Below are 17957 nucleotides of genomic sequence, written 5' to 3'. Positions count from 1 at the left end.
GCCCGGAGAACCACAGCAGCACATTGGGCTTAAAAGTAAAGGCGGTACGACGCCGGGCATCACCCCGGCATACAACGGAAAGAGCGCTGCGCCGGATATGTGGCCAGCACCTGTGTAACTCCCCCTGGCGGCAAGGTAGTGAGGTCGCAAAGGCGACGTTACGGGCAACGCGGCGCAAGGTGGTCAAATGCAGCGCTCTCCCCGTTGTGGAGGCAGTTAAATTGTCAGGAGCTTACCTGGCTGCGGTCATAAGGCCTAAAACAAGCGTTGGCGAGCAGGCACGCCTGCTGTCTCTGCAACCCCACCCATTGCTGTGTGTAGTCTGTTCGCCCCCGCCTCGGGGGCTTTTTTTCGCCCTTTTCACGGAGGTGATCATGCAACCCATCCCCAAATTAACCGCGCAGCGCCTGGCCGAACTACCGCCGGGCACGCCAATCCGGATCGGCACTCAGCTGGTCACCTTTACCGGTTGTCGCATCAGCCCGAACTATAAGGGCAACGACGAGACCTTCGTCGATTACACCCTGCCCGACGGCAGCACGCAGTCGCATCTGCAGTGCACGGTGCTGGAGGCCGGCACCGAACATATCAACTCGGTGATGTGCCGCTACTGCGGGAAGTTCCGGGATCCGGAAGACGTTCAGAGGCGCACCATCACCCACTGGAACCACTCCGAGTATGACGACTTCTGCACGGACAGAGGTTGCGCCGCTTTCTACCAGCAAACTATCCGCCTGCCGTCCAATAAGCGCCTGCAGGTGCGCCGGAGGTTCTCACAATGAACCAGATCCACAAATCGCAGTTCATCCACCGGCTGACCGGTGCTGACTTCCATCCTCGGCGGCGCGTCTGGCTGCTGCCGCTGATCGGCGTGCTGGCCGTATTCGTGGGGATGTGTATCGGATGGAAATAACGCTGATCCCCACGTCGCTGCAGATCCATGAATGGATGCAGGAGGTCGCGCACGACGTAATCCTGCAAATCTGCCTGCAGAACCAGATCGGCCCCGCCGAGCTGCACCAACTCGCCCACCAGCTGGCGCAGCGCGAAGCTGCCGCCGACTCACTGACGGAAGGACAACATGACCACCTTACGCATTATTGATACCGAAACCACCAGCCTCGAAGGTGGCGTGTGTGAAATCGCCAGTGTCGACATCATCGACGGCGTTATCTGCAACCCGATGAGCGACTACGTGAAGCCGCCGGAGCCGATCAGCATTGCTGCTATGGCGCTCCACCACATCACCGAAGCAGACGTGGCAGACGCCCCGCCGATTGACGCCGTTATTGACCGTTACCTCGGCGCTGACGTCTACGTGGCGCACAACGCCCGTTTCGACCGCAGCAAGCTTCCGCAGATTACTGCACCGTGGATATGCACCATGAAGCTGTCCCGCAAGCTCTGGCCGGAGCTGGAGAGCCACGGTAACCAGTTCATGCGTTACCACCTCGGCGTTAATGCCAATGTGCCGGAGGGGCTGCACGCCCACCGCGCACTGTATGACTGCTACGTCACGGCAGCGGTGCTGATCGAGATTAACCGCCACGCCCGTTTCACCATCGCGCAGATGCGGGAAATCAGCTCCCTCCCTTCGCTGCTTCATGCCATCCGCTTCGGCAAGCATAAGGGCGAAACCTTCGAAAAAATCGGGGCGACTGACCAGAAATATGTGCGGTGGTGCCTCGAAAATATGGACCTGGACGAAGATCAGAGATTCACGTTCCAGCATTACCTGAAGCGGCCCGGAGGTTGATATGGGGATCCCGGTACTTATCCTCGGTGAATCAGGCTCCGGTAAGTCGGCCAGCATGATGAAACTCAACCCTGACGAGGGCTTTCTCGTTAACCCCGAAAATAAGCGCCTGCCGTTCAAATCTAAGGGCTGGCAGCCGCGCGATTTTACCGCTAGGACAGGCAACGTCTTTCATACAGACCTGGCTGCTGACCTCGTGACGATTATCAATTTTGCCCGCCGCGCAGGTAAGAAGTACGTCGTTATCGACGATTTTCAGTACGTGATGGGTAACTCTTTCATGCGGCGCCGCAGTGAAAAATCTTTCGAAAAATTCACTGAGATCGGCGGCGGCGCGTGGGATGTGGTGAAAGCCGCGCAGCATGCGGAAGACGACCTGATCGTTTACTTCCTGGCTCACACCGAAGAGACCGCCGCCGGCCGCATCAAGATGAAGACCATCGGCAAGATGCTGGACGAGAAGATCACCGTTGAGGGCATGTTCACCATCGCCCTGCGCACCCAGGTCACCGACGGCCGCTACCAGTTCACCACGCAGTCAGATGGCACCGACCCGGTTAAATCGCCGATCGGCCTGTTTGACAGCTTCCAGATAGACAACGACCTGAACGCCATCGACGCGGCGATCCGGGATTACTACGAACTGAATTAAGGAGTCACACCACCATGCAACCACTCTTCACGTTTAACCAGGATGAAGCCAAAAAAGCGGGGCCCTCCGGTGCTTCCGAGTCAGGCGCGTACACCGGCATTATTCGTACTGCCCTTTTCACCACTTCCCGTGACGCTAACTCGAAATCAGAGTCAATGGAGTTCTCGCTGGACGCTGACGTAGGCCCGATTAACTTTCTGCGCGTGTCCTATGTCGGCCGCGACGGTAATCCGCTGCAGGGCGGCAACGCCATGATTCAGGCGATCATGGGGCTTACAAACGTTAAGGCCCTGCACGCCACGGAGCAGGTGAACAGCCAGAACGAAACGGAATACCACTGTAAAGAGCTGGAGGGCAAGCCGATCGGCTTCGTCCTGCAGAAAGTGCTCTACACCAAAAATAACGGCGCCGACGGGTACCGCTTCGAGATCCGCCAGGCGTTCGGAACGAAAACCCGCAAGACCTACAAAGAGGGCATCGAGGGTATGCCCGCTGAGACGGTCGATAAGCTGGTTGAAACGCTCAGCGACAAAGACGAGCGCCAGCAGGGTGGCAGCGGTCCTGTTGGCGGCCCGGCTGGCAATCAGCAGCGTTCAATGCTGGGCGGCCAGCAGAATCATCAGCAGCCGCAGTCGAACCTGCAGCGCGCCTCTGGCGGCCGCAACCAGCAGCAGCCCCCGGTGCAGGACTTCGACGACGATATTCCCTTCTGACGCCGGGCACGCAGCCCCGGCCGTGAGTTTCTGGAGCATCTATGCCACTTCCAAATGACGCCGCCCAGCTGGCCGCTGAGACCGAGCGCAGCGGCGATTTTGCCGAAGCCGCTCACCAGTGGCTGCAGGCGGCCCGGCAACCCGCCGGACAAAACATCAAATGGTGCCGGCGCCGCGCAGTGTTCTGCGCCGGTGTTGCGCGCCGGGCAGCAATTAAGGATCCGCAATGACCTGGATTAACACCCTTTCCGGCCAGCATTTTCGCTTTACCGATACCGACCCGGCCACCATCAGCATCGAGGATATCGCCGCGGCGCTGTCCAATCTGTGCCGCTTCACCGGCCATCTTGAGCAGTTCTACAGCGTGGCGCAGCATTCGGTTCACGTCAGCCTGCTGGTGCCGCGTGAATTCGCGCTGGAAGCCCTTCTGCACGATGCGGCGGAGGCTTACTGCGGCGACGTCAGCTCACCGCTGAAAGCGCTGCTGCCGGACTACCGGGCGGTTGAGCGCCGCGTCGATCAGTTGATCCGCGATAAGTTCGGTCTGCCGGCCGCAATGTCCACGCCTGTTAAGTACGCCGACCTGATTATGCTGGCTACCGAGCGCCGCGACTTCGATATGGACGACGGCACGCCGTGGCCGGTGCTGGAGGGCATCCCCTGCGCTGACTTTATCGTTGCCCCGCTCACTCCGCGCCAGGCGCGTGTGCTGTTCCTGCAGCGCTTCAACGAGCTGAAAGGAGACATCCTGTGAGCTTCTATAAATTCAGCACGCCTGCAGCGCTGACCGCCTGGAACGAGATGGATCAGCAGGAAGCTGAACTGATCCAGCAGGCAGCAACCTTTGCGGCCCTGTTCGGTGCCAAGCCGGTGTTCAAAAACGATCTGACCTGCGCATATCTCTATGGCGTACGGTTCGACGGCGCAGCGTATGGGGATCCGGCTCTGTGGACAAAGCCAACCGAACAGACCGGGTACGCCGCCTGGCCGCGCGCCAAAGCGCCTAAAGGGATGGGAGATGAGCACAAAGCGCTGGCCGCTCTGTGGAAGGAGCAGAAACCATTGATAACCGTTAAACGGGACTCGTTCCTGCAGTCGGTAGGTCTTGACTGGGGAATGCTGTTCCTTACCGGCTGCACCTACTTCCGGCGCGACGACGCCATCTACTTCAGTACCGGTGCAAAACCTGATCCAGCTGCCGGCGGCGTTGAGATCCTCGGCAGCGAGTATCAGCAGGCTAAAACTGCGTCCAGTAAATAGATCAGCCACCCCCACCTTTTCAGCAGCATAACGGCCATCACCACCAGCGTGCCGCAGTTGCTGCGCAACCAATTTAGTTGATAACACCTGTAGTAAACCATTCTGGTTGACCGTTACAGGCTGGAGAAAAATATGAGCGAAAAATACTACGTTGCCGGCTGCGTTGATAACGGCCTGGACGTTGATCAGGTTGAAGACCAGGACGCTGAGTTCTGGACGCTGTATGCGCGGGACGTGAATGGCGAGAGTGAGGCTCTGGCCGACTTTGCGGATCGGCGCAGTGCTGAGGCGGCTATGGCCGTTTACGTTGAGCGTGATGTGCTGGGTGAGCAGGTGCGGGCGCTGGCTGCTGAGAAAGAGAATGCACGTGATGTGATGTTGTACGCCGCAAATAACATTGCATACGCGATTTTCAATCTTTCCGATAAAAAGCTAAGCGATTTAAAGCGCGGCCTAAGCGACACGACTTGCCCCACGGATTCAGCCCTTTTGGCTGAGAGAGAGTTACGCAGCTTCGCCGCACGAATCCGCGCAGGAGAGCAGTCATGAGCAATCTTCCAGCAGGAAAAGTCATAATCGAAGTCGTTCGCAGCCAATCCGGCGGGTTCTCTCTGTGCATTGGAGACAACAGTGGTGGTCATCGCCTTTGTGGTGGAAAGGTAGGTGGCATGGAGACGGTGCACACTTTCATCGTGGATGCTAAAGAACTGATTGAGCAGGCCGCTGATTATGGGAAGGTGCAGCCATGAAAGACATCGACCTGATTAAACAAATGCGTGGTTATGCGGAAGCGGCAGAAAAAAACGGATTTAAGGTACTGACCGTCCCATTGCGTGACCTGTTCCCACTGATTGATCGACTGGAGTCGGCAGAGCGTGAGCGGGATGAATATCGGGCAGAGATCGCCCGGCGCGATGCGGCAGCGGGTGAGCCGGTGGCGTACCTGATAAGCGATAAGAGCGACCGGGCAGAGGGACGGATAGGTCGCCCGAGCCTGCGGGGAATCATCGCATATTCCGAAGAGGATATTAACAAGCATGAGCTATGCGAAACCAGACTCTACACCGCCGCACAGCCATCAGTACTACCTGAAACCTGGGATATATTCACTCAAGTGGGAGGTGTGGAGGTTGCGGTAAGAGGTGGGGTTACTAAAAACCCCCTGTGGGCTAAAGGCTACAACGATGCTATTGCCGACGGCAAAGCGCGGGACTGCCAGCCTGAGATTAATCAGCGCCTCGCTGAAGCCGTGCGTCAGCTGCTTACCCGTGTGGCTGATCCTGATGAAACCTACGGGCCTGACCATGCTGTGACGATCGCACGTGCAGCCCTCGACGCTGCCGGGGTTAAGTGGGAGGCGCAGAAGTGAAGCTGACAAAATCAGAAAAAGCCTGGGTGGCCAAGGTCAACAAGCTGCTGGCTGAATGCCCATCTGACCGACTAACATTTTACGCGATGGGCGACCATGGGATATACATCGTTGACGGAGGCATAACCGATCAAATCGACGCTTCGCGTGATGATCCGTTACGTGTAGCCCAAAGGCTGGATGGGCTTGCCGCAGAACAGATCCAATTTCCATCTAACGTATCGGCGGTGTGCGGATGAAAAATCTGATTGAGAAGTTCACAAGAAAGCGATTGGAAGAGATTTCTACATCGTTTCCTATCCGTGATGAGTTAAGTCTGGCAGAGACTGAGGCGCTGGCACAAATCGCGCTGGCGGTGATGGATTATAGCCCTATTGGAGTCGTTTATATCGACCCGGAAGACGGCGAAAAAGCCGTTGGCTGGATTGAGGAGCCTTGGGATATGCCAGTAGGAACAAAGCTCTACACCACCCCGCCAGCGGACAGCGTGCCGAACTATCCGGTAATTCCGGATGGTTGGAAGTTGGTTCCCATCGAGCCGACAGAGGACATGGTAGTCAATGGGTTTGAATCTGAGCCAGACGAGTCATTTAGCGACCCGGCAATATGGGACGCGTATCAAGACATGAGCGGATGCGAGCAGGCTGCCGAGCGTGCACGCTTATGCTGGGCAGCAATGCTAGCCGCAGCTCCAGCGCCGGAGGCCAAATAGTGGATCCATCACTCGAATACGCCTGCAAACGGCTGCAGGAACTGGAAGGCCTCCTGCTGGTGGATGTTCCTAATGTTTCTGGCCTGCCGTAGTTAGTATTGTACTCAATCAGGTAGAAAAACGCCGGGGAGATCCCGGCACACCACTAGCGAAAATCCCAACATCATATTGAAAAACACGTTGAACGAAAATATAACTGAGGTGAATTTATGTAGTGTGCTTTATGAAAATTAAATTCGACCATTTTGGATAATGAAGATTATGCTGCTGAGTCTTTTCCAACTGCAAGGAATGGTTCTTGATTGAGTGCAGTGAAAGATGCCTCATTATTCAATAGTCGGATGAAATATAGCTTTTGTTTCTGTGATGACAATTCTATCAATCCAGTTTGGTTAAAAATGATATTTCTACCTAAGACTGGGAAGTTTTGTATTAGTGTTTGTATGCTAGCAATAGTTACAGTCCCATTTTGTAGCAAAGGGCTGTTTGCGGTAGTTGCGAGCCTACGCATGAAGTTTCTGTTTTTATGCATGTCATTAAAAATATCTAGAGGGTTCTGCTGACCTGCTACATCCAAAATATTCAAAGCGATTATGTGTGGTGTTGCATTTGCTGCAAGATTATTGATCACTTGCTCAAGTCCATAAGCCCTTTCAAGTAGACTGATGTTTAATGCATAATATTTATTGTTAAAGTAGAAGAAATCGACGTTTCCATTGATGTCAATGCTGTCGTGGCTAACTTCATCCAACGTCCTTCCGTTTGCTGAGAAATATGATAGCTTTGTTTTCTTATGCAACGAAATTGGGTATTTGTGTTGGTAAACAACAACATCATTTCCTTGCCCATCACTAAGGTAATAGATAATCCCTTTAACGGAAGAAAGGTCTTGTTGAGCAAAATCAAAAACTGGTGGTGCGTTATTAACTCCAAAGTTAAGCACGTTAGCCATCATTGCTAGTGCCGGGGGAAGGTAGTTAATTGCTAAATGGTCATATTCATGAACCTGCTTATCTCTATTTAATAGTGAGGATACAAGTGGTAATGCATTCTGACCAACATTAGGATTAATAACATCCCTTATTAAGGACTGGCTAAATGAAAGTGTTAACTTGCGTTCAGCACCTGGCTCAAGTGCAACTCTATATGCGTTAAGTTGACCTTGGGAATCTGCGACGAAGTAAGCTTCGCCTGATAAATTAACGGAATTTACTATGTTGTCGATTGCTGTAAACATAAAACCCTCGGTATTAGGTAATTTTTGCTAGGCATGTATTATTATCAAGTCTTATATATCTAATTGTGCTGCTGTCGTCAATTTCTCCGTGGCATATTATTACAAATTCCTTTGCCCCTCTGTCATGTATTTTAGCTCTAAATATTCTAAACCCAAGTAATGCAAGTGAAGGGTTTGAATAAAACCGATTGGTTTTCACATAAATCATCCCTATAGCCACAATCATTATCAATAGGTTGAGCATTGTCCTTTTGCTGTTAACATCAGTAAAAACCAGCGGCATAACATAAGTAGTTAAAAACTCCAAGTGCTCATGACTTTCATTTTTTACATCGGAGACCGTGCAGGCGACAGACCATCCCGCTCTAAACGAAAATAGTAAATAAAGGAATATGAATATGCCAGCCAATATCATTATAAAACTTGAGGCAAAAACTATGTTTTTTGGGGTTATTTTAGATAATAGAATCATCGCATCTCTATCATTAAAATAGTTCAATGCAGATGAAAAGAATTTTTTGTCATATGACATTATAAATAAAGATATGAACAAGAGCCATAAAGATAATATATATAATGCATACTTTAAACCTGTTCTATTTCTCATGGTTTACATCTCTGAAATTAAAATCGTTTAATATCGTTGAAAATACTCTTTGCGTTAGTTTGAATGCAATAAACGCTCATCAGTAATTAACGGATACGAAAAGAGATGGAGAGGGACCTTTGCAAGGATTTTTCTGGCACGCTACCGCCACAAACGCACATAAGTGAGTCTGAGTGATGGTAAATACAAAAGAGGTATCTTCGCGATTTTACAATCTTTTGAATATAAAAATCCAGCACTACATCCCTAGCCACACCTCCGATTGATACTGTTATAATATACAGTGTTTTCTTCGGTGTTCCAACATCATCTTCAAAGCATAAACTCTCTGAGGCCCTTACAGGGGCCAGCCTGTCAGAAATGAGCGTGGGCAGAGATGCTGCTTGATGGTGGAGCTATAAAAATCAAACACGACATTTGTTATCAACAAAACACAGGTTTGTAGTCATGCGAATGATAACCAGAAAGAAGCCCGCATTTACTGAACTGCATCAGGCCGGTGTTCTGACCCGCATTGTGGCTGTAAAAAATGCCGACGGTGGAGGGTGGCGCCTGTTCGGACTATGGCGAGATAAAAACGTTGCGGTTTTTGTTGAGGCTGCGCGGGGCGGTATACGGGAGTGGTCCGGACTGGATTACCTGGCTGGTTTCTGCGAGAGCTGCGGAATTAGCCTGTGGGAAATCCATAATCAGACAGCGCCGAAACTGCCTCAGTAATCAGCGGTACCGATCCTGACTGAACATCGCAACCCTATCCTCAAAGCCGACGTTTGGCGTTTTTATTCTGACCCCCATGAAAACCAGACTCCGGCGGCACATCTCCCGCCACCAAATCTTCTATGCCAGCATCCGCCCGGCTGCCGTGCTGATCCTGCTGCTTATCGCGGCGTTAACTGCGGAGATTTATCTCCATTAAGGCCAGGTCATGAAAACACAAACTCATGCGGGAAAGCGTACTGGGACGGCAGGCAGGTTACATGCAACTGTCCCGCGTATGACTTTCCGCACCGGTTCGGAGGTGGCGGCTGCAATGGCTACCACATGGCGAAGAACTGCTTTGAAAACCGGCTCAGCTGCATGCAGTGCAACTGCCTCCATGCCGGCGGGTGTGACGTCGTAAACGAGACCGAAGCGCCAGCAGAGTGCCCCTACGTTTTAGACTTTTGCTCCTACTACCAGATCACCATTTCCCGCAGGTCGAAGCACTGACCACCGGGGATTCAATACGATTACCGATCACACTATTAAGCGTTTATGAGAGGTCTCAATGTCAGTGCACTGGCACGGCGGCCCCATATGGGGCGACAGGGAAACGCCCTCTGACGATTTAATAAAGGCTCTTTACCGCAATGGCTGTTCACTCATCTCCTACGCTCGCCCCGACCAAATTAAGAAAATCGCCGCTATTGACTGCAAATTGGTGCTGGATAACGGCGCGTTTTCAACATGGCGCAAGGCCGGAAATGACAACAGGCAACCGGATGCTGAGTGGTGGCAAAAGCACTGGGCCGCTTACTACGATTTTGTCGGCGGTTGGTTCAGTCGGATCGAGTGGTTCATTATCCCGGACGTTATTGAGGGTAGCGAGTCAGAAAATGACTCTCTGATTGAGCAGGTGCCCCACTGGCTAATGGATAAAGCAGTACCGGTGTGGCATTCGGACGAAAGCATAGAGCGCCTCCTACGCCTCTGTCAGCGGTTTCACCGCGTGGCGATTGGCTGCTGCGGACCTCACCGGATAATTCGCACCAGAGCCTGGCAGCAGCGCATGGATGAGGTGTTCAGGGAGCTTTACGTAAACCGGCAGCTCAGTGTGAAAATCCACGGCCTGCGCATGCTGGACGTCCGGGTACTGAGCCGTTACCCGTTCGCCAGTGCTGATTCTACCAATGTAGCGGTCAACGTACCGCTCACCGAAAAGCGTTTCCCCGAAATCAAAGACAAGCTGACGCGCACAGCTGTAATGCGTGCAGCGATCGAGAGAGTTTTTCCTCCATCCGTCAGCGAGTGGGTGGCCGGTCAGGCATCCGAGCCACTGCAGGAGATTTTAGCCCTTTCACTTCCTCAACCCGAACCAGACGTTAATCATCGCGGAGCTATCCCACCCATGACTGAACCAGCAGTAAACCCATACTGCGCGGCGCTGGCCGCCCTGCGCGCAGCACCCACGCACAAGCTGAAGGAAGTCGGCGACCAGTGGCGATCGCCGAAAGCGCTCTGGTGGGGCATCAACGCGATGTTCGGCCCGTTCGTGCTCGATCTGTTCGCCGACGCCAGCAACGCCAAATGCGAGGCGTTCTACAGCGCCGAGGATAACGCGCTGACGCAGGACTGGAGCGCCCGCCTGGCGGAGTTGCACGGTGCGGCCTATGCCAACCCGCCCTATTCCCGCGCCAGCCAGCACGACGGCCAGTACATCACCGGAATGCGGCAAATCATGGCCCACACGCTGGCGATGCGCGAACTGGGCGGCCGGTACGTGTTTCTGATTAAGGCCGCCACCGGCGAGGTGTGGTGGCCGGAGAATGCGGATCACGTTTCGTTTATCCGCGGGCGCATCAGCTTTGACCTGCCGGAGTGGTACCGGCCAGCGCCCGGCCAGCCGTCGGAATCATCAGCAGGATTCGGCGCGGCGATCGCCGTGTTCGATAAGACCTGGCGGGGCGAACGGTTCGGCTACACCAGCCGCGACGAGCTGGAGGAGCGCGGCGCGGTGCTCATTCGGCAGATTGAGCTGGCGGCGGCGCGACTGCACCCACCGGCGGCAGCCACTCCTTCACCGCCTGCAGAGTTGTGTGCCTCCTGCAGTCAGCCAGCAGCGCCAGCAGCGCCAGCAGCGCCAGCAGCGCCAGCAGCGCCAGCAGCGCCAGCAGCGCCAGCAGCGCCAGCAGCGCCAGCAGCGCCAGCAGCGCCAGCAGCGCCAGCAGCGCCAGCAGCGCCAGCAGCGCCAGCAGCGGAGAATGACGTGTGGCCGATCGAAGTCAACCGCCTGGCCGGACAAATTGAGCATCTTGCCGATCTGGAGCCGGAGCACCAACGCAAAGTGAAGCACCACATCAACACCCTGCTGCTCGAGCGCGCGCCATCCGGCGTAATCATCGCTACCGCGCAGGCCCTCACCAACACTTTCGGGAACATTCCAGTATGAGAGAAATTATCGTCGACAACTTCGCCGGCGGCGGCGGTGCCAGCACCGGCATTGAGGCAGCAACTGGCCGCAGCGTGGATATCGCCATCAACCACGACCCAAATGCGATCGCCATGCACAGCACCAATCACCCGGAGACGCTGCACTACTGCGAATCGGTCTTTGACATCAATCCGGTGGCGGCCACCGCCGGCGCGCCGGTTGCGCTAGCCTGGTTCTCGCCCGACTGCCGGCACTTCAGCAAGGCCAAAGGCAGCACCCCGGTGAAAAAGGAGATCAGAGGGCTGGCGTGGATCGTCCTGCGCTGGGCGCTGGCTACCCGGCCCCGGTCAATGATGCTGGAGAACGTGGAGGAATTTAAAACCTGGGGGCCGCTGCTGGCAGATGAGGATCGGCCAGACCCGGCGCGCGCTGGTGAAACCTTCGCTGCCTTCGTCGGGATGCTCAGCACCGGCGTACCAGCTGATCACCTGGCGCTCGATGAGGCGTGCGACTTCCTGCAGATTGACCGGAACGGACCGGATGCGCAGCGGCTGACCGCCGGGCTTGGTTACACCGTCGAACACCGCGAGCTGCGCGCGTGCGATTACGGCGCGCCGACGATCCGCAAACGCTTTTTCATGGTGATGCGCTGCGACGGGCGGCCGGTGGTTTGGCCGGACGCTACCCACGGCGATCCAAAAAGCCTGGCAGTGCAGAGCGGCCAGCTCAAACCCTGGCGCACTGCGGCGGAGTGCATCGACTGGGAAATCCCCTGCCCGTCCATCTTTGGCCGTAAGAAGTCGCTGGCGGAGAACACCATGCGGCGTATCGCTCGCGGCATCCAGCGCTTCGTGATCGACAACCCGACGCCGTTTATCGTGAAGTGTAACCACACCACCAGCAAAGGTAGTTACGACTGCTTCCGGGGCCAGGCGCTCAATACCCCGCTGCAGACGATCACCCGTAAGCACGGCTATGCGGTCGTTACGCCGCACATCACCAAATTCCGTACCGTGGCCACCGGCCAGGAAGTTACCGAGCCTCTGCCGACGGTAACCGCCGGCACGTCAGCGCGACCAGGCGGCAACGGCCACGCGCTGGGAATGGTTGAGGCGCATCTGTCACCGTTCATTGCCCGGCAGTTCGGCAGCAGCATCGGTCACGCGGTGGATCAGCCCAGCGGCACCATTACCGCTGGCGGTGGAGGTAAAAGCCAGCTGGTGAGCCCGACGCTGATCCAGATGGGTTATGGCGAACGCGAGGGACAGGCACCGCGGGTGCTGGACATCCATAAGCCAGTTGGAACGGTCACCGCCGGCGGCAATAAGTTTGCGATCGCCAGCGCGTTTCTGGCCAAACACTTCGGCGGGAACTACACCGGCCCCGGCGCGCCGCTGGACGGCCCGGCCCACACGGTCACCACCACGGATCACCACGCACTGGTGACGGCGCAGCTGCTGGTCAACAACACCGGCCACCCGGGCGGCGCTGCTGACCAGCCAGCGCATACGGTTACCACCGGCAATCACCACGCAGTGGTGACGTCCAACCTGGTAAAGCTGCGCGGCACCTGCAAAGACGGTCAGCGCACCGACCAGCCGATGCCAACCATCACGGCCGGCGGCCAGCACGTCGGCGAGGTGCGCACCTGCCTGGCGGTTCACGACTACGACGAGGAGCGTGCGGCACTGGCGGCGGAGTTCCTGCACCAGCACGGCATGAGCGAGTTTGTTCAGGTGGAGGGCGTGACGTACCGGATCGTCGACATCGGCATGCGCATGCTGCAGCCGAAAGAGCTTTACGCCGCGCAGGGCTTCCCGTCCTGGTATGTCATCGACCGCGATTACCGCGGCAACACCTATTCGAAGGATAAGCAGGTCGCGCGCTGCGGCAACGCCGTGCCGCCGCAGTTCGCCGAGGCGCTGGTGCGGGCAAACCTGCCAGAGCTGTGCACCAACCGCGACCAGCAGGTCGCATAACCCCACTACCTACCGAAAGAGGCAACCATGCACAACATTGAAATGACGATTAAACCGGTGCTGATCAATCGCGAGAGCGTGCAGCAGCTGCTCGGCGGCATCTCGCGCAGCACGTTTTACAACAAGCGGAAGGAGTGGGCGCAGAAAAACACGCCTTTCCCGGATGAGGTGCCGGAGCTTAAACCGGCCAAAGGAGGGGCAATCTACCGCTATGAGGAGGTTATGCAGTTCTGTTACCGAATGGGTTTTATCTCAGCAGCGCAGCATTGAACTTTTTTCGCCCACATCTCGGCCGCCTCGATCTGCTCTTTGATGTAGTCGTGCTGATCGTAAACCTCCAGCATGCCGGTCAGCTTATGCCCCAGTATCTTCTCGGAGATATGGGGCATGATTCCCATCTCTGCCATCTTCGTTTTACACGTGCGACGGTGATCGTGGGTGCTCCAGTCGGTCACCCCCATCACTTCGCCGATCTGCTCTGACATCGAAACCAGCACACTTTTTGCCATTGGCCTGTCTTCGTGAATCGTGGCCGGCGGGAACACGATGGACAGGTCTGGATACAACCCGAAAGCAAACCTGAGCAGGTTTGTGGCCAGCTTCGATAACCCTCTCCTGAACGCCACTCTGGTTTTGGAATTCTCCTCCCTGATCGTCCAGACCTGCCCCTCCAGATCGAAATCTCTTTTTTCAGCCAGGCGTAGTTCAACTCCCCGGCAGCCGGTCAGAAACACCAGCTGCATAAAGAGTTTGTTCTGATAGCTCATTGCCGTTTGCGGTACCGCATTCCAGAACAGGCCAATCTCCCGATCGTTGAAGTGCCGCGTTTTATTTTTTGGGGCCTGGCCGATGTCAGGGATTGAAAGCAGCATCAGGGGGTTATTCTTGATCCTGCCGCGACGCATGGCGTAGCTGAGGATCTGCTTCATCTTCACCAGCACGCCACCAGCCATTACCGGCGCGTCGTTGTTTCGAATGCGGACAAAAACCGGCTCCCAGTGAGAAATTTTCATTTCTTCGGCAATCATCTTGCCAACATGGGAGGTGACATGCCGGGTCAGCGCGCGTTTCCAGTAGGCGTGTTTTACCAGCAGCATGGCCGCCGGGCTCGACAACCATTCGTCAACCAGCACCTTCACCGTCGGTGAGGTTATGGTCTCATGCAACTGCATCAGTTTGACCACGCCTGGGTCCCGACCCTCTGCGACGATTTTCCGGTACTCCTCTGCCGTGTCGCGAGCATCGCGTAACGAAATATCGCCATAGCGGCCTATCTTGAGGCGTTTTAGGTTCCCGCCAATGCGATAGCGCAGCTGAAAGGTGATAACGCCTTTGGGGCTGATCCTGACCGACAGGCCGCCGCCGTCAGGCATCTCCAGGGGACCGTCATACGGCTTGCCTGCAATTTTTCTGAGTTTGGTGTCGTTGAGTGCCATGAGTTCGCTTTTGGTACACACTTTGGTACACAGATTTTATCGCACGAACTTACACGGGTATATGTATATTTATACAGTAGTGGATTGTAACCCGCGAAGACGAAAGACAATTTTATTCCGACTTACACGAGTTTGAATGGCTATGCGCGGGGCTGGGTGCTCTTACGCGAGGCTACTTACATAATCGAGTTTTCTTTTAGTATCAGACATCTAGCCCTGTGAATTAGCTCACAATTGCTAATCCGGTACGCAGCCTGGTACACAGATTCAAAAGCGGGAAAGGGCCGAACTTTTGAAGAGGAAGTATCTTACACTTCATAAGGATAAATTGCACGGTCGGCGCCGCGAATGGCACAAGCGGAGGATGAAGCAACGCGGAAGGCACGGCGGTTTTAGGAAGATCCTCCACCCGGTTAAAGGCGTGGAGGTGGACAGACTAACGGTCCTGATACGGGTCTTTTTTGTCATCCTCGCTGTCGTCGCGGGTGCGCGGAATTTCGCCGTGATCCTGCGGGTCGTCCTTCGCCGGATGATGGTCTTCGCGCTTCTCTTTTGACGGATGTTGGGACATAGCAGCCTCCTCTGACGTTAGTCAGTAAAGCGTAGTCGATTGCGTAAAAGCTGCAGCAAGGCGGTGAAACGCTCGTGCGAAGGTAAACGGAGGGTAAAGGCAGTACAGCCAGTGCAAAACGGGCCGGAAATCCGGCCCGTCTAAGATTACATCGCGTACGACAGCGTCACGGTGGTTTTGGTATCCGTTCTGTCCGGCGCGGAGGCTGGCGGATTCTGGTTCCAGGTGACGTTGTAAGCCACTTTCAGCGCAAAGTGCTCATTGATACCGACCTGCAGGCCGGTTTCGGAGTTGACGGTGGTATCGTCGCTGCCCAGCACGGAGACACCCTGAATGAACCGGGTGTTATCGGTCAGCTGCCACTGGTAGCTCAGCGCACCGTAGGCCAGCGCCTGAGTCTCATGGCCACCTTCGTGGTACTCGTCATAACGCACGCCAGGACCGGCTTCCACACGCAGTGAATGCACCGGGCCGTTCAGCAGCTGGCGACCGTAACCGGCGGCCAGAATAGAACGACCATCGTAGCCGTTGAAGCGGTCGCTCAGCCAGCTGGCCTGACCAAACAGGTAGTCAGCGGTGTTCATGTTGTAACGGGTACGCGCGCCAACCTGATAGGTTTCGGAGGCGCGTTCGTCGTTTGAGGAGGTGTTGCTGGCGTTGCCCCACAGGCTGTAGGCGGTGCTCGGCTGATACCACGTCATGTTGGTGTTAGCGGTCACCGAGGAGCTGGTGGTATTACCGGTCTGCGCCAGGTAGCCGGCGGCGGCGTTACCTTCGAAATCTTTCTTCGCCGTGCTTGGGTCATCCATAACCGTAAAGACGTTATTGTCCGCCAGCGCCTGTTGACACAGCACGCCACCGGAGAGCAGCAGAACTACAGACAGTTTATTGATCGCTTTCATTAAATGTGACCCGTACGACAGTGTTTTAAAAGAGAGTGAGTCTGAAGTTTTTTGAAGGACGATCAACGCAATTTACGGTAAGTTTCGTAACAATATGTTAAATCGCTCTTTTTACTAAGCATCTTCACTGGATAACCTGAGGAATGAGAGCATTCCAATTTACGGCGCGCATTATAGAGGGTAATGACCAGGAAAACACCTGCCGGCCGATAAGAATTATCTGCTCTCATCACGCCCCCCTTTCCCTTCGCAACTTGCTGCAAAAAACGCCAAATTTCTGCGCAGGGTGCCCGCATGGTCTATGCTGGAAACATCTTTATTAACAATGAGGTGAATCATGAGCCAGGAGAACATTCAGCAGTACGTCGTTACCTTGCGCTATCAGGAGCGTGGCCTTGCCGACCTGCTGGAGCTGAACAGCACGCTGCTCGCTGCCGGTTTTACCACCACCCTGAACGATGCGCAGGGTCACCCGCATGAGCTGGGCAGCAACAACTTTGGCCTGATTACCGCTCTGCCGTCAGAAGAGGTGCAGCAGCTGGCGCGCGGGCTTGGCGAACGTGTGCTGGAGAGCGCGCCCGACGTGGACGTGCAGCTGTGGCAGGATTTTTACCGGCAGGATCGCGGCTGATATTTTGCAACGAGTTGTGCGGGTCGTGCATAAGTTCTGGTTTTGGTTATTCTTTAAGCGTTAGGATGGTGCAATCTCACGAATCATAAGGAGTGCCCTATGTGGTCAGCCATCGATCGTCTGTTGAGTGAGCAGTTTGGTCAGGCGGAAATCAGCGCCCGCCGCGAACTCCCGGGAGGAGAAGTCCATTCGGCCTGGCAACTGCGATATGGAGAGCGCGAGGTGTTCGTGAAGTGCAACCAGCGCGAGATGCTGGACCTCTTCACCTGGGAGGCCGATCAGCTGCAGCTGCTGGCGCGCACCGGCACCGTGCGCGTGCCGGAAGTGTACGGCGTCGGCAGCTCGCGGGACCACAGCTTCCTGCTGCTGGAGTTCATTGCTCCCACCCCACTTAACGCAGAAAACGCCTGGCAGCTTGGTGCGCAGCTGGCCCGCCTTCATCAGTGGAGCGAGCAGCCGCAGTTTGGCCTCGACTTCGATAACAACATCACGACCTCCCCGCAGCCTAACAGCTGGCTGAAGCGCTGGTCGGTATTCTTTGCCGAACAGCGTATCGGCTGGCAGCTGCAGCTGGCCGCGGAAAAAGGCATTCAGTATGGTAATTCAGAGCTGATTGTCAGCTGCGCGCAGGCGGCGCTCAGCAACCACCATCCTGAACCCTCGCTGCTGCACGGTGACCTGTGGCCAGCCAACTGCAGCGGCAGCGCTGAAGGTCCCTGGCTGTTTGACCCTGCCTGCTACTGGGGAGATCGTGAATGTGACCTGGCAATGTTGTCCTGGTTCAGCGACCTGCCGGCGCAGATTGCAGAAGGCTATGACTCGGTGTGGCCGTTACCCGCGGACTACCGGAAGCGGCAGCCGGTCTATCAGCTGTATTACCTGCTTAACCGCGCTAACGTGTTCGGCGGCAGCTGGATGAATGAGGCGCAACAGGCCGTCGGCGCGCTGCTGGATACGGATGAAGGGGGGAAACAGCAACGCCATGCGCCCTCTGCATAAGGG

Annotated in this window: 26 protein-coding genes; 21 read left to right on the top strand and 5 right to left on the bottom strand. The window is 55.6% G+C overall.

Annotated elements, in window-relative coordinates; translation table 11 throughout:
* The first annotated feature begins 374 nt into the window (after window positions 1–374).
* The 14 genes from GKQ23_RS10860 (at window position 375) to GKQ23_RS10800 (ending at window position 6462) form a co-directional block, all read left to right on the top strand.
* Window positions 375–782, top strand: a complete 408-nt coding sequence (locus tag GKQ23_RS10860) for a hypothetical protein (protein ID WP_212411009.1) — start codon at window positions 375–377, stop codon at window positions 780–782.
* Entirely contained in the window at window positions 779–913 is a 135-nt protein-coding gene (locus GKQ23_RS24075) for a hypothetical protein (RefSeq protein WP_256442897.1), read from the top strand. The genes GKQ23_RS10860 and GKQ23_RS24075 overlap by 4 nt, the downstream gene beginning before the upstream one ends.
* Window positions 904–1104 (top strand): hypothetical protein, encoded by a 201-nt coding sequence (locus GKQ23_RS10855; RefSeq protein WP_212411007.1) that lies wholly within the window; start codon window positions 904–906, stop codon window positions 1102–1104. Before GKQ23_RS24075 ends, GKQ23_RS10855 begins: the two co-directional genes overlap by 10 nt.
* The gene (gene exoX, locus GKQ23_RS10850; RefSeq protein WP_212411005.1) at window positions 1082–1756 is read left to right on the top strand and encodes an exodeoxyribonuclease X; all 675 of its coding nucleotides are present in this window, start codon (window positions 1082–1084) and stop codon (window positions 1754–1756) included. The genes GKQ23_RS10855 and exoX overlap by 23 nt, the downstream gene beginning before the upstream one ends.
* Window position 1757: 1 nt before the next feature.
* Window positions 1758–2408, top strand: a complete 651-nt coding sequence (locus GKQ23_RS10845) for an ATP-binding protein (RefSeq protein ID WP_212410997.1) — start codon at window positions 1758–1760, stop codon at window positions 2406–2408.
* Window positions 2409–2422: 14 nt separating this feature from the next.
* Complete coding sequence (locus tag GKQ23_RS10840) at window positions 2423–3121, top strand: hypothetical protein (protein WP_212410995.1); 699 nt, start codon at window positions 2423–2425, stop codon at window positions 3119–3121.
* 41 nt (window positions 3122–3162) lie between these two features.
* Window positions 3163–3351, top strand: coding sequence for an ANR family transcriptional regulator (locus tag GKQ23_RS10835; protein WP_212410993.1), 189 nt, complete (start codon window positions 3163–3165; stop codon window positions 3349–3351).
* The gene (locus GKQ23_RS10830) at window positions 3348–3875 is read left to right on the top strand and encodes an HD family hydrolase (protein WP_212410991.1); all 528 of its coding nucleotides are present in this window, start codon (window positions 3348–3350) and stop codon (window positions 3873–3875) included. Before GKQ23_RS10835 ends, GKQ23_RS10830 begins: the two co-directional genes overlap by 4 nt.
* Window positions 3872–4381, top strand: a complete 510-nt coding sequence (locus GKQ23_RS10825) for a hypothetical protein (protein WP_212410989.1) — start codon at window positions 3872–3874, stop codon at window positions 4379–4381. The genes GKQ23_RS10830 and GKQ23_RS10825 overlap by 4 nt, the downstream gene beginning before the upstream one ends.
* Before the next feature lie 132 nt (window positions 4382–4513).
* On the top strand, window positions 4514–4930 hold the full coding sequence (locus GKQ23_RS10820) for a hypothetical protein (protein WP_212410987.1): 417 nt from the start codon (window positions 4514–4516) through the stop codon (window positions 4928–4930).
* Window positions 4927–5130, top strand: coding sequence for a hypothetical protein (locus GKQ23_RS10815; RefSeq protein ID WP_212410985.1), 204 nt, complete (start codon window positions 4927–4929; stop codon window positions 5128–5130). Before GKQ23_RS10820 ends, GKQ23_RS10815 begins: the two co-directional genes overlap by 4 nt.
* The gene (locus GKQ23_RS10810; protein ID WP_212410983.1) at window positions 5127–5750 is read left to right on the top strand and encodes a hypothetical protein; all 624 of its coding nucleotides are present in this window, start codon (window positions 5127–5129) and stop codon (window positions 5748–5750) included. Before GKQ23_RS10815 ends, GKQ23_RS10810 begins: the two co-directional genes overlap by 4 nt.
* The gene (locus tag GKQ23_RS10805) at window positions 5747–5989 is read left to right on the top strand and encodes a hypothetical protein (protein WP_212411985.1); all 243 of its coding nucleotides are present in this window, start codon (window positions 5747–5749) and stop codon (window positions 5987–5989) included. Before GKQ23_RS10810 ends, GKQ23_RS10805 begins: the two co-directional genes overlap by 4 nt.
* Window positions 5986–6462 (top strand): hypothetical protein, encoded by a 477-nt coding sequence (locus GKQ23_RS10800; RefSeq protein ID WP_212410981.1) that lies wholly within the window; start codon window positions 5986–5988, stop codon window positions 6460–6462. Before GKQ23_RS10805 ends, GKQ23_RS10800 begins: the two co-directional genes overlap by 4 nt.
* A 259-nt stretch (window positions 6463–6721) precedes the next feature.
* Here GKQ23_RS10800 and GKQ23_RS10795 read toward each other — a convergent pair whose 3' ends face one another.
* Window positions 6722–7699 (bottom strand): Kiwa anti-phage protein KwaB-like domain-containing protein, encoded by a 978-nt coding sequence (locus GKQ23_RS10795; protein ID WP_212410978.1) that lies wholly within the window; start codon window positions 7697–7699, stop codon window positions 6722–6724.
* Between the two features lie 13 nt (window positions 7700–7712).
* Window positions 7713–8306: an anti-phage protein KwaA gene (kwaA, locus tag GKQ23_RS23865; RefSeq protein WP_249168507.1), complete on the bottom strand. Its 594-nt coding sequence runs from the start codon at window positions 8304–8306 to the stop codon at window positions 7713–7715.
* Window positions 8307–8753: 447 nt separating this feature from the next.
* On the opposite strand from kwaA, the gene GKQ23_RS10785 reads away from it, so the two are divergent.
* The 5 genes from GKQ23_RS10785 (at window position 8754) to GKQ23_RS10765 (ending at window position 13685) form a co-directional block, all read left to right on the top strand.
* The gene (locus GKQ23_RS10785) at window positions 8754–9023 is read left to right on the top strand and encodes a hypothetical protein (RefSeq protein ID WP_212410969.1); all 270 of its coding nucleotides are present in this window, start codon (window positions 8754–8756) and stop codon (window positions 9021–9023) included.
* Window positions 9024–9099: 76 nt separating this feature from the next.
* Entirely contained in the window at window positions 9100–9222 is a 123-nt protein-coding gene (locus GKQ23_RS24070) for a hypothetical protein (RefSeq protein WP_256442896.1), read from the top strand.
* 1191 nt (window positions 9223–10413) lie between these two features.
* The gene (locus GKQ23_RS23860) at window positions 10414–11454 is read left to right on the top strand and encodes a phage N-6-adenine-methyltransferase (RefSeq protein ID WP_249168506.1); all 1041 of its coding nucleotides are present in this window, start codon (window positions 10414–10416) and stop codon (window positions 11452–11454) included.
* Entirely contained in the window at window positions 11451–13415 is a 1965-nt protein-coding gene (locus GKQ23_RS10770) for a DNA cytosine methyltransferase (protein WP_212410967.1), read from the top strand. The genes GKQ23_RS23860 and GKQ23_RS10770 overlap by 4 nt, the downstream gene beginning before the upstream one ends.
* Window positions 13416–13442: 27 nt before the next feature.
* On the top strand, window positions 13443–13685 hold the full coding sequence (locus GKQ23_RS10765) for a helix-turn-helix domain-containing protein (protein WP_249168505.1): 243 nt from the start codon (window positions 13443–13445) through the stop codon (window positions 13683–13685).
* On the opposite strand, the gene GKQ23_RS10760 is transcribed toward GKQ23_RS10765, so the two are convergent.
* The 3 genes from GKQ23_RS10760 to GKQ23_RS10755 form a co-directional block, all read right to left on the bottom strand.
* Window positions 13649–14851 carry a site-specific integrase gene (locus GKQ23_RS10760; protein ID WP_212410959.1) on the bottom strand — a complete coding sequence of 401 codons (1203 nt, stop codon included), beginning with the start codon at window positions 14849–14851 and terminating at the stop codon, window positions 13649–13651. The genes GKQ23_RS10765 and GKQ23_RS10760 overlap by 37 nt on opposite strands.
* Before the next feature lie 436 nt (window positions 14852–15287).
* On the bottom strand, window positions 15288–15422 hold the full coding sequence (locus tag GKQ23_RS24065) for a hypothetical protein (RefSeq protein WP_255354425.1): 135 nt from the start codon (window positions 15420–15422) through the stop codon (window positions 15288–15290).
* 146 nt (window positions 15423–15568) lie between these two features.
* Window positions 15569–16324, bottom strand: a complete 756-nt coding sequence (locus GKQ23_RS10755) for a YdiY family protein (RefSeq protein WP_056234573.1) — start codon at window positions 16322–16324, stop codon at window positions 15569–15571.
* Between the two features lie 337 nt (window positions 16325–16661).
* Here GKQ23_RS10755 and ghoS point away from each other — a divergent pair, with 337 nt between their 5' ends.
* Entirely contained in the window at window positions 16662–16955 is a 294-nt protein-coding gene (ghoS, locus tag GKQ23_RS10750; RefSeq protein WP_101506175.1) for a type V toxin-antitoxin system endoribonuclease antitoxin GhoS, read from the top strand.
* Window positions 16956–17054: 99 nt separating this feature from the next.
* Window positions 17055–17954, top strand: coding sequence for a fructosamine kinase family protein (locus GKQ23_RS10745; RefSeq protein WP_212410956.1), 900 nt, complete (start codon window positions 17055–17057; stop codon window positions 17952–17954).
* Window positions 17955–17957 lie beyond the last annotated feature (3 nt).

Source organism: Erwinia sp. E602, assembly GCF_018141005.1.
Lineage (GTDB): Bacteria > Pseudomonadota > Gammaproteobacteria > Enterobacterales > Enterobacteriaceae > Erwinia.
Note: the sequence above shows the minus strand (reverse complement) of the source record. Positions and strands in the feature narration are given on the sequence as shown.

Coding starts and splice junctions, on each gene's coding strand:
- GKQ23_RS10860 (WP_212411009.1), top strand. CDS start 375: ATGCAACCCATCCCCAAATTAACCGCGCAGCGCCTGGCCGAACTACCG.
- GKQ23_RS24075 (WP_256442897.1), top strand. CDS start 779: ATGAACCAGATCCACAAATCGCAGTTCATCCACCGGCTGACCGGTGCT.
- GKQ23_RS10855 (WP_212411007.1), top strand. CDS start 904: ATGGAAATAACGCTGATCCCCACGTCGCTGCAGATCCATGAATGGATG.
- exoX (WP_212411005.1), top strand. CDS start 1,082: ATGACCACCTTACGCATTATTGATACCGAAACCACCAGCCTCGAAGGT.
- GKQ23_RS10845 (WP_212410997.1), top strand. CDS start 1,758: ATGGGGATCCCGGTACTTATCCTCGGTGAATCAGGCTCCGGTAAGTCG.
- GKQ23_RS10840 (WP_212410995.1), top strand. CDS start 2,423: ATGCAACCACTCTTCACGTTTAACCAGGATGAAGCCAAAAAAGCGGGG.
- GKQ23_RS10835 (WP_212410993.1), top strand. CDS start 3,163: ATGCCACTTCCAAATGACGCCGCCCAGCTGGCCGCTGAGACCGAGCGC.
- GKQ23_RS10830 (WP_212410991.1), top strand. CDS start 3,348: ATGACCTGGATTAACACCCTTTCCGGCCAGCATTTTCGCTTTACCGAT.
- GKQ23_RS10820 (WP_212410987.1), top strand. CDS start 4,514: ATGAGCGAAAAATACTACGTTGCCGGCTGCGTTGATAACGGCCTGGAC.
- GKQ23_RS10815 (WP_212410985.1), top strand. CDS start 4,927: ATGAGCAATCTTCCAGCAGGAAAAGTCATAATCGAAGTCGTTCGCAGC.
- GKQ23_RS10810 (WP_212410983.1), top strand. CDS start 5,127: ATGAAAGACATCGACCTGATTAAACAAATGCGTGGTTATGCGGAAGCG.
- GKQ23_RS10800 (WP_212410981.1), top strand. CDS start 5,986: ATGAAAAATCTGATTGAGAAGTTCACAAGAAAGCGATTGGAAGAGATT.
- GKQ23_RS10795 (WP_212410978.1), bottom strand. CDS start 7,699: ATGTTTACAGCAATCGACAACATAGTAAATTCCGTTAATTTATCAGGC.
- kwaA (WP_249168507.1), bottom strand. CDS start 8,306: ATGAGAAATAGAACAGGTTTAAAGTATGCATTATATATATTATCTTTA.
- GKQ23_RS10785 (WP_212410969.1), top strand. CDS start 8,754: ATGCGAATGATAACCAGAAAGAAGCCCGCATTTACTGAACTGCATCAG.
- GKQ23_RS24070 (WP_256442896.1), top strand. CDS start 9,100: ATGAAAACCAGACTCCGGCGGCACATCTCCCGCCACCAAATCTTCTAT.
- GKQ23_RS23860 (WP_249168506.1), top strand. CDS start 10,414: ATGACTGAACCAGCAGTAAACCCATACTGCGCGGCGCTGGCCGCCCTG.
- GKQ23_RS10770 (WP_212410967.1), top strand. CDS start 11,451: ATGAGAGAAATTATCGTCGACAACTTCGCCGGCGGCGGCGGTGCCAGC.
- GKQ23_RS10765 (WP_249168505.1), top strand. CDS start 13,443: ATGCACAACATTGAAATGACGATTAAACCGGTGCTGATCAATCGCGAG.
- GKQ23_RS10760 (WP_212410959.1), bottom strand. CDS start 14,851: ATGGCACTCAACGACACCAAACTCAGAAAAATTGCAGGCAAGCCGTAT.
- GKQ23_RS24065 (WP_255354425.1), bottom strand. CDS start 15,422: ATGTCCCAACATCCGTCAAAAGAGAAGCGCGAAGACCATCATCCGGCG.
- GKQ23_RS10755 (WP_056234573.1), bottom strand. CDS start 16,324: ATGAAAGCGATCAATAAACTGTCTGTAGTTCTGCTGCTCTCCGGTGGC.
- ghoS (WP_101506175.1), top strand. CDS start 16,662: ATGAGCCAGGAGAACATTCAGCAGTACGTCGTTACCTTGCGCTATCAG.
- GKQ23_RS10745 (WP_212410956.1), top strand. CDS start 17,055: ATGTGGTCAGCCATCGATCGTCTGTTGAGTGAGCAGTTTGGTCAGGCG.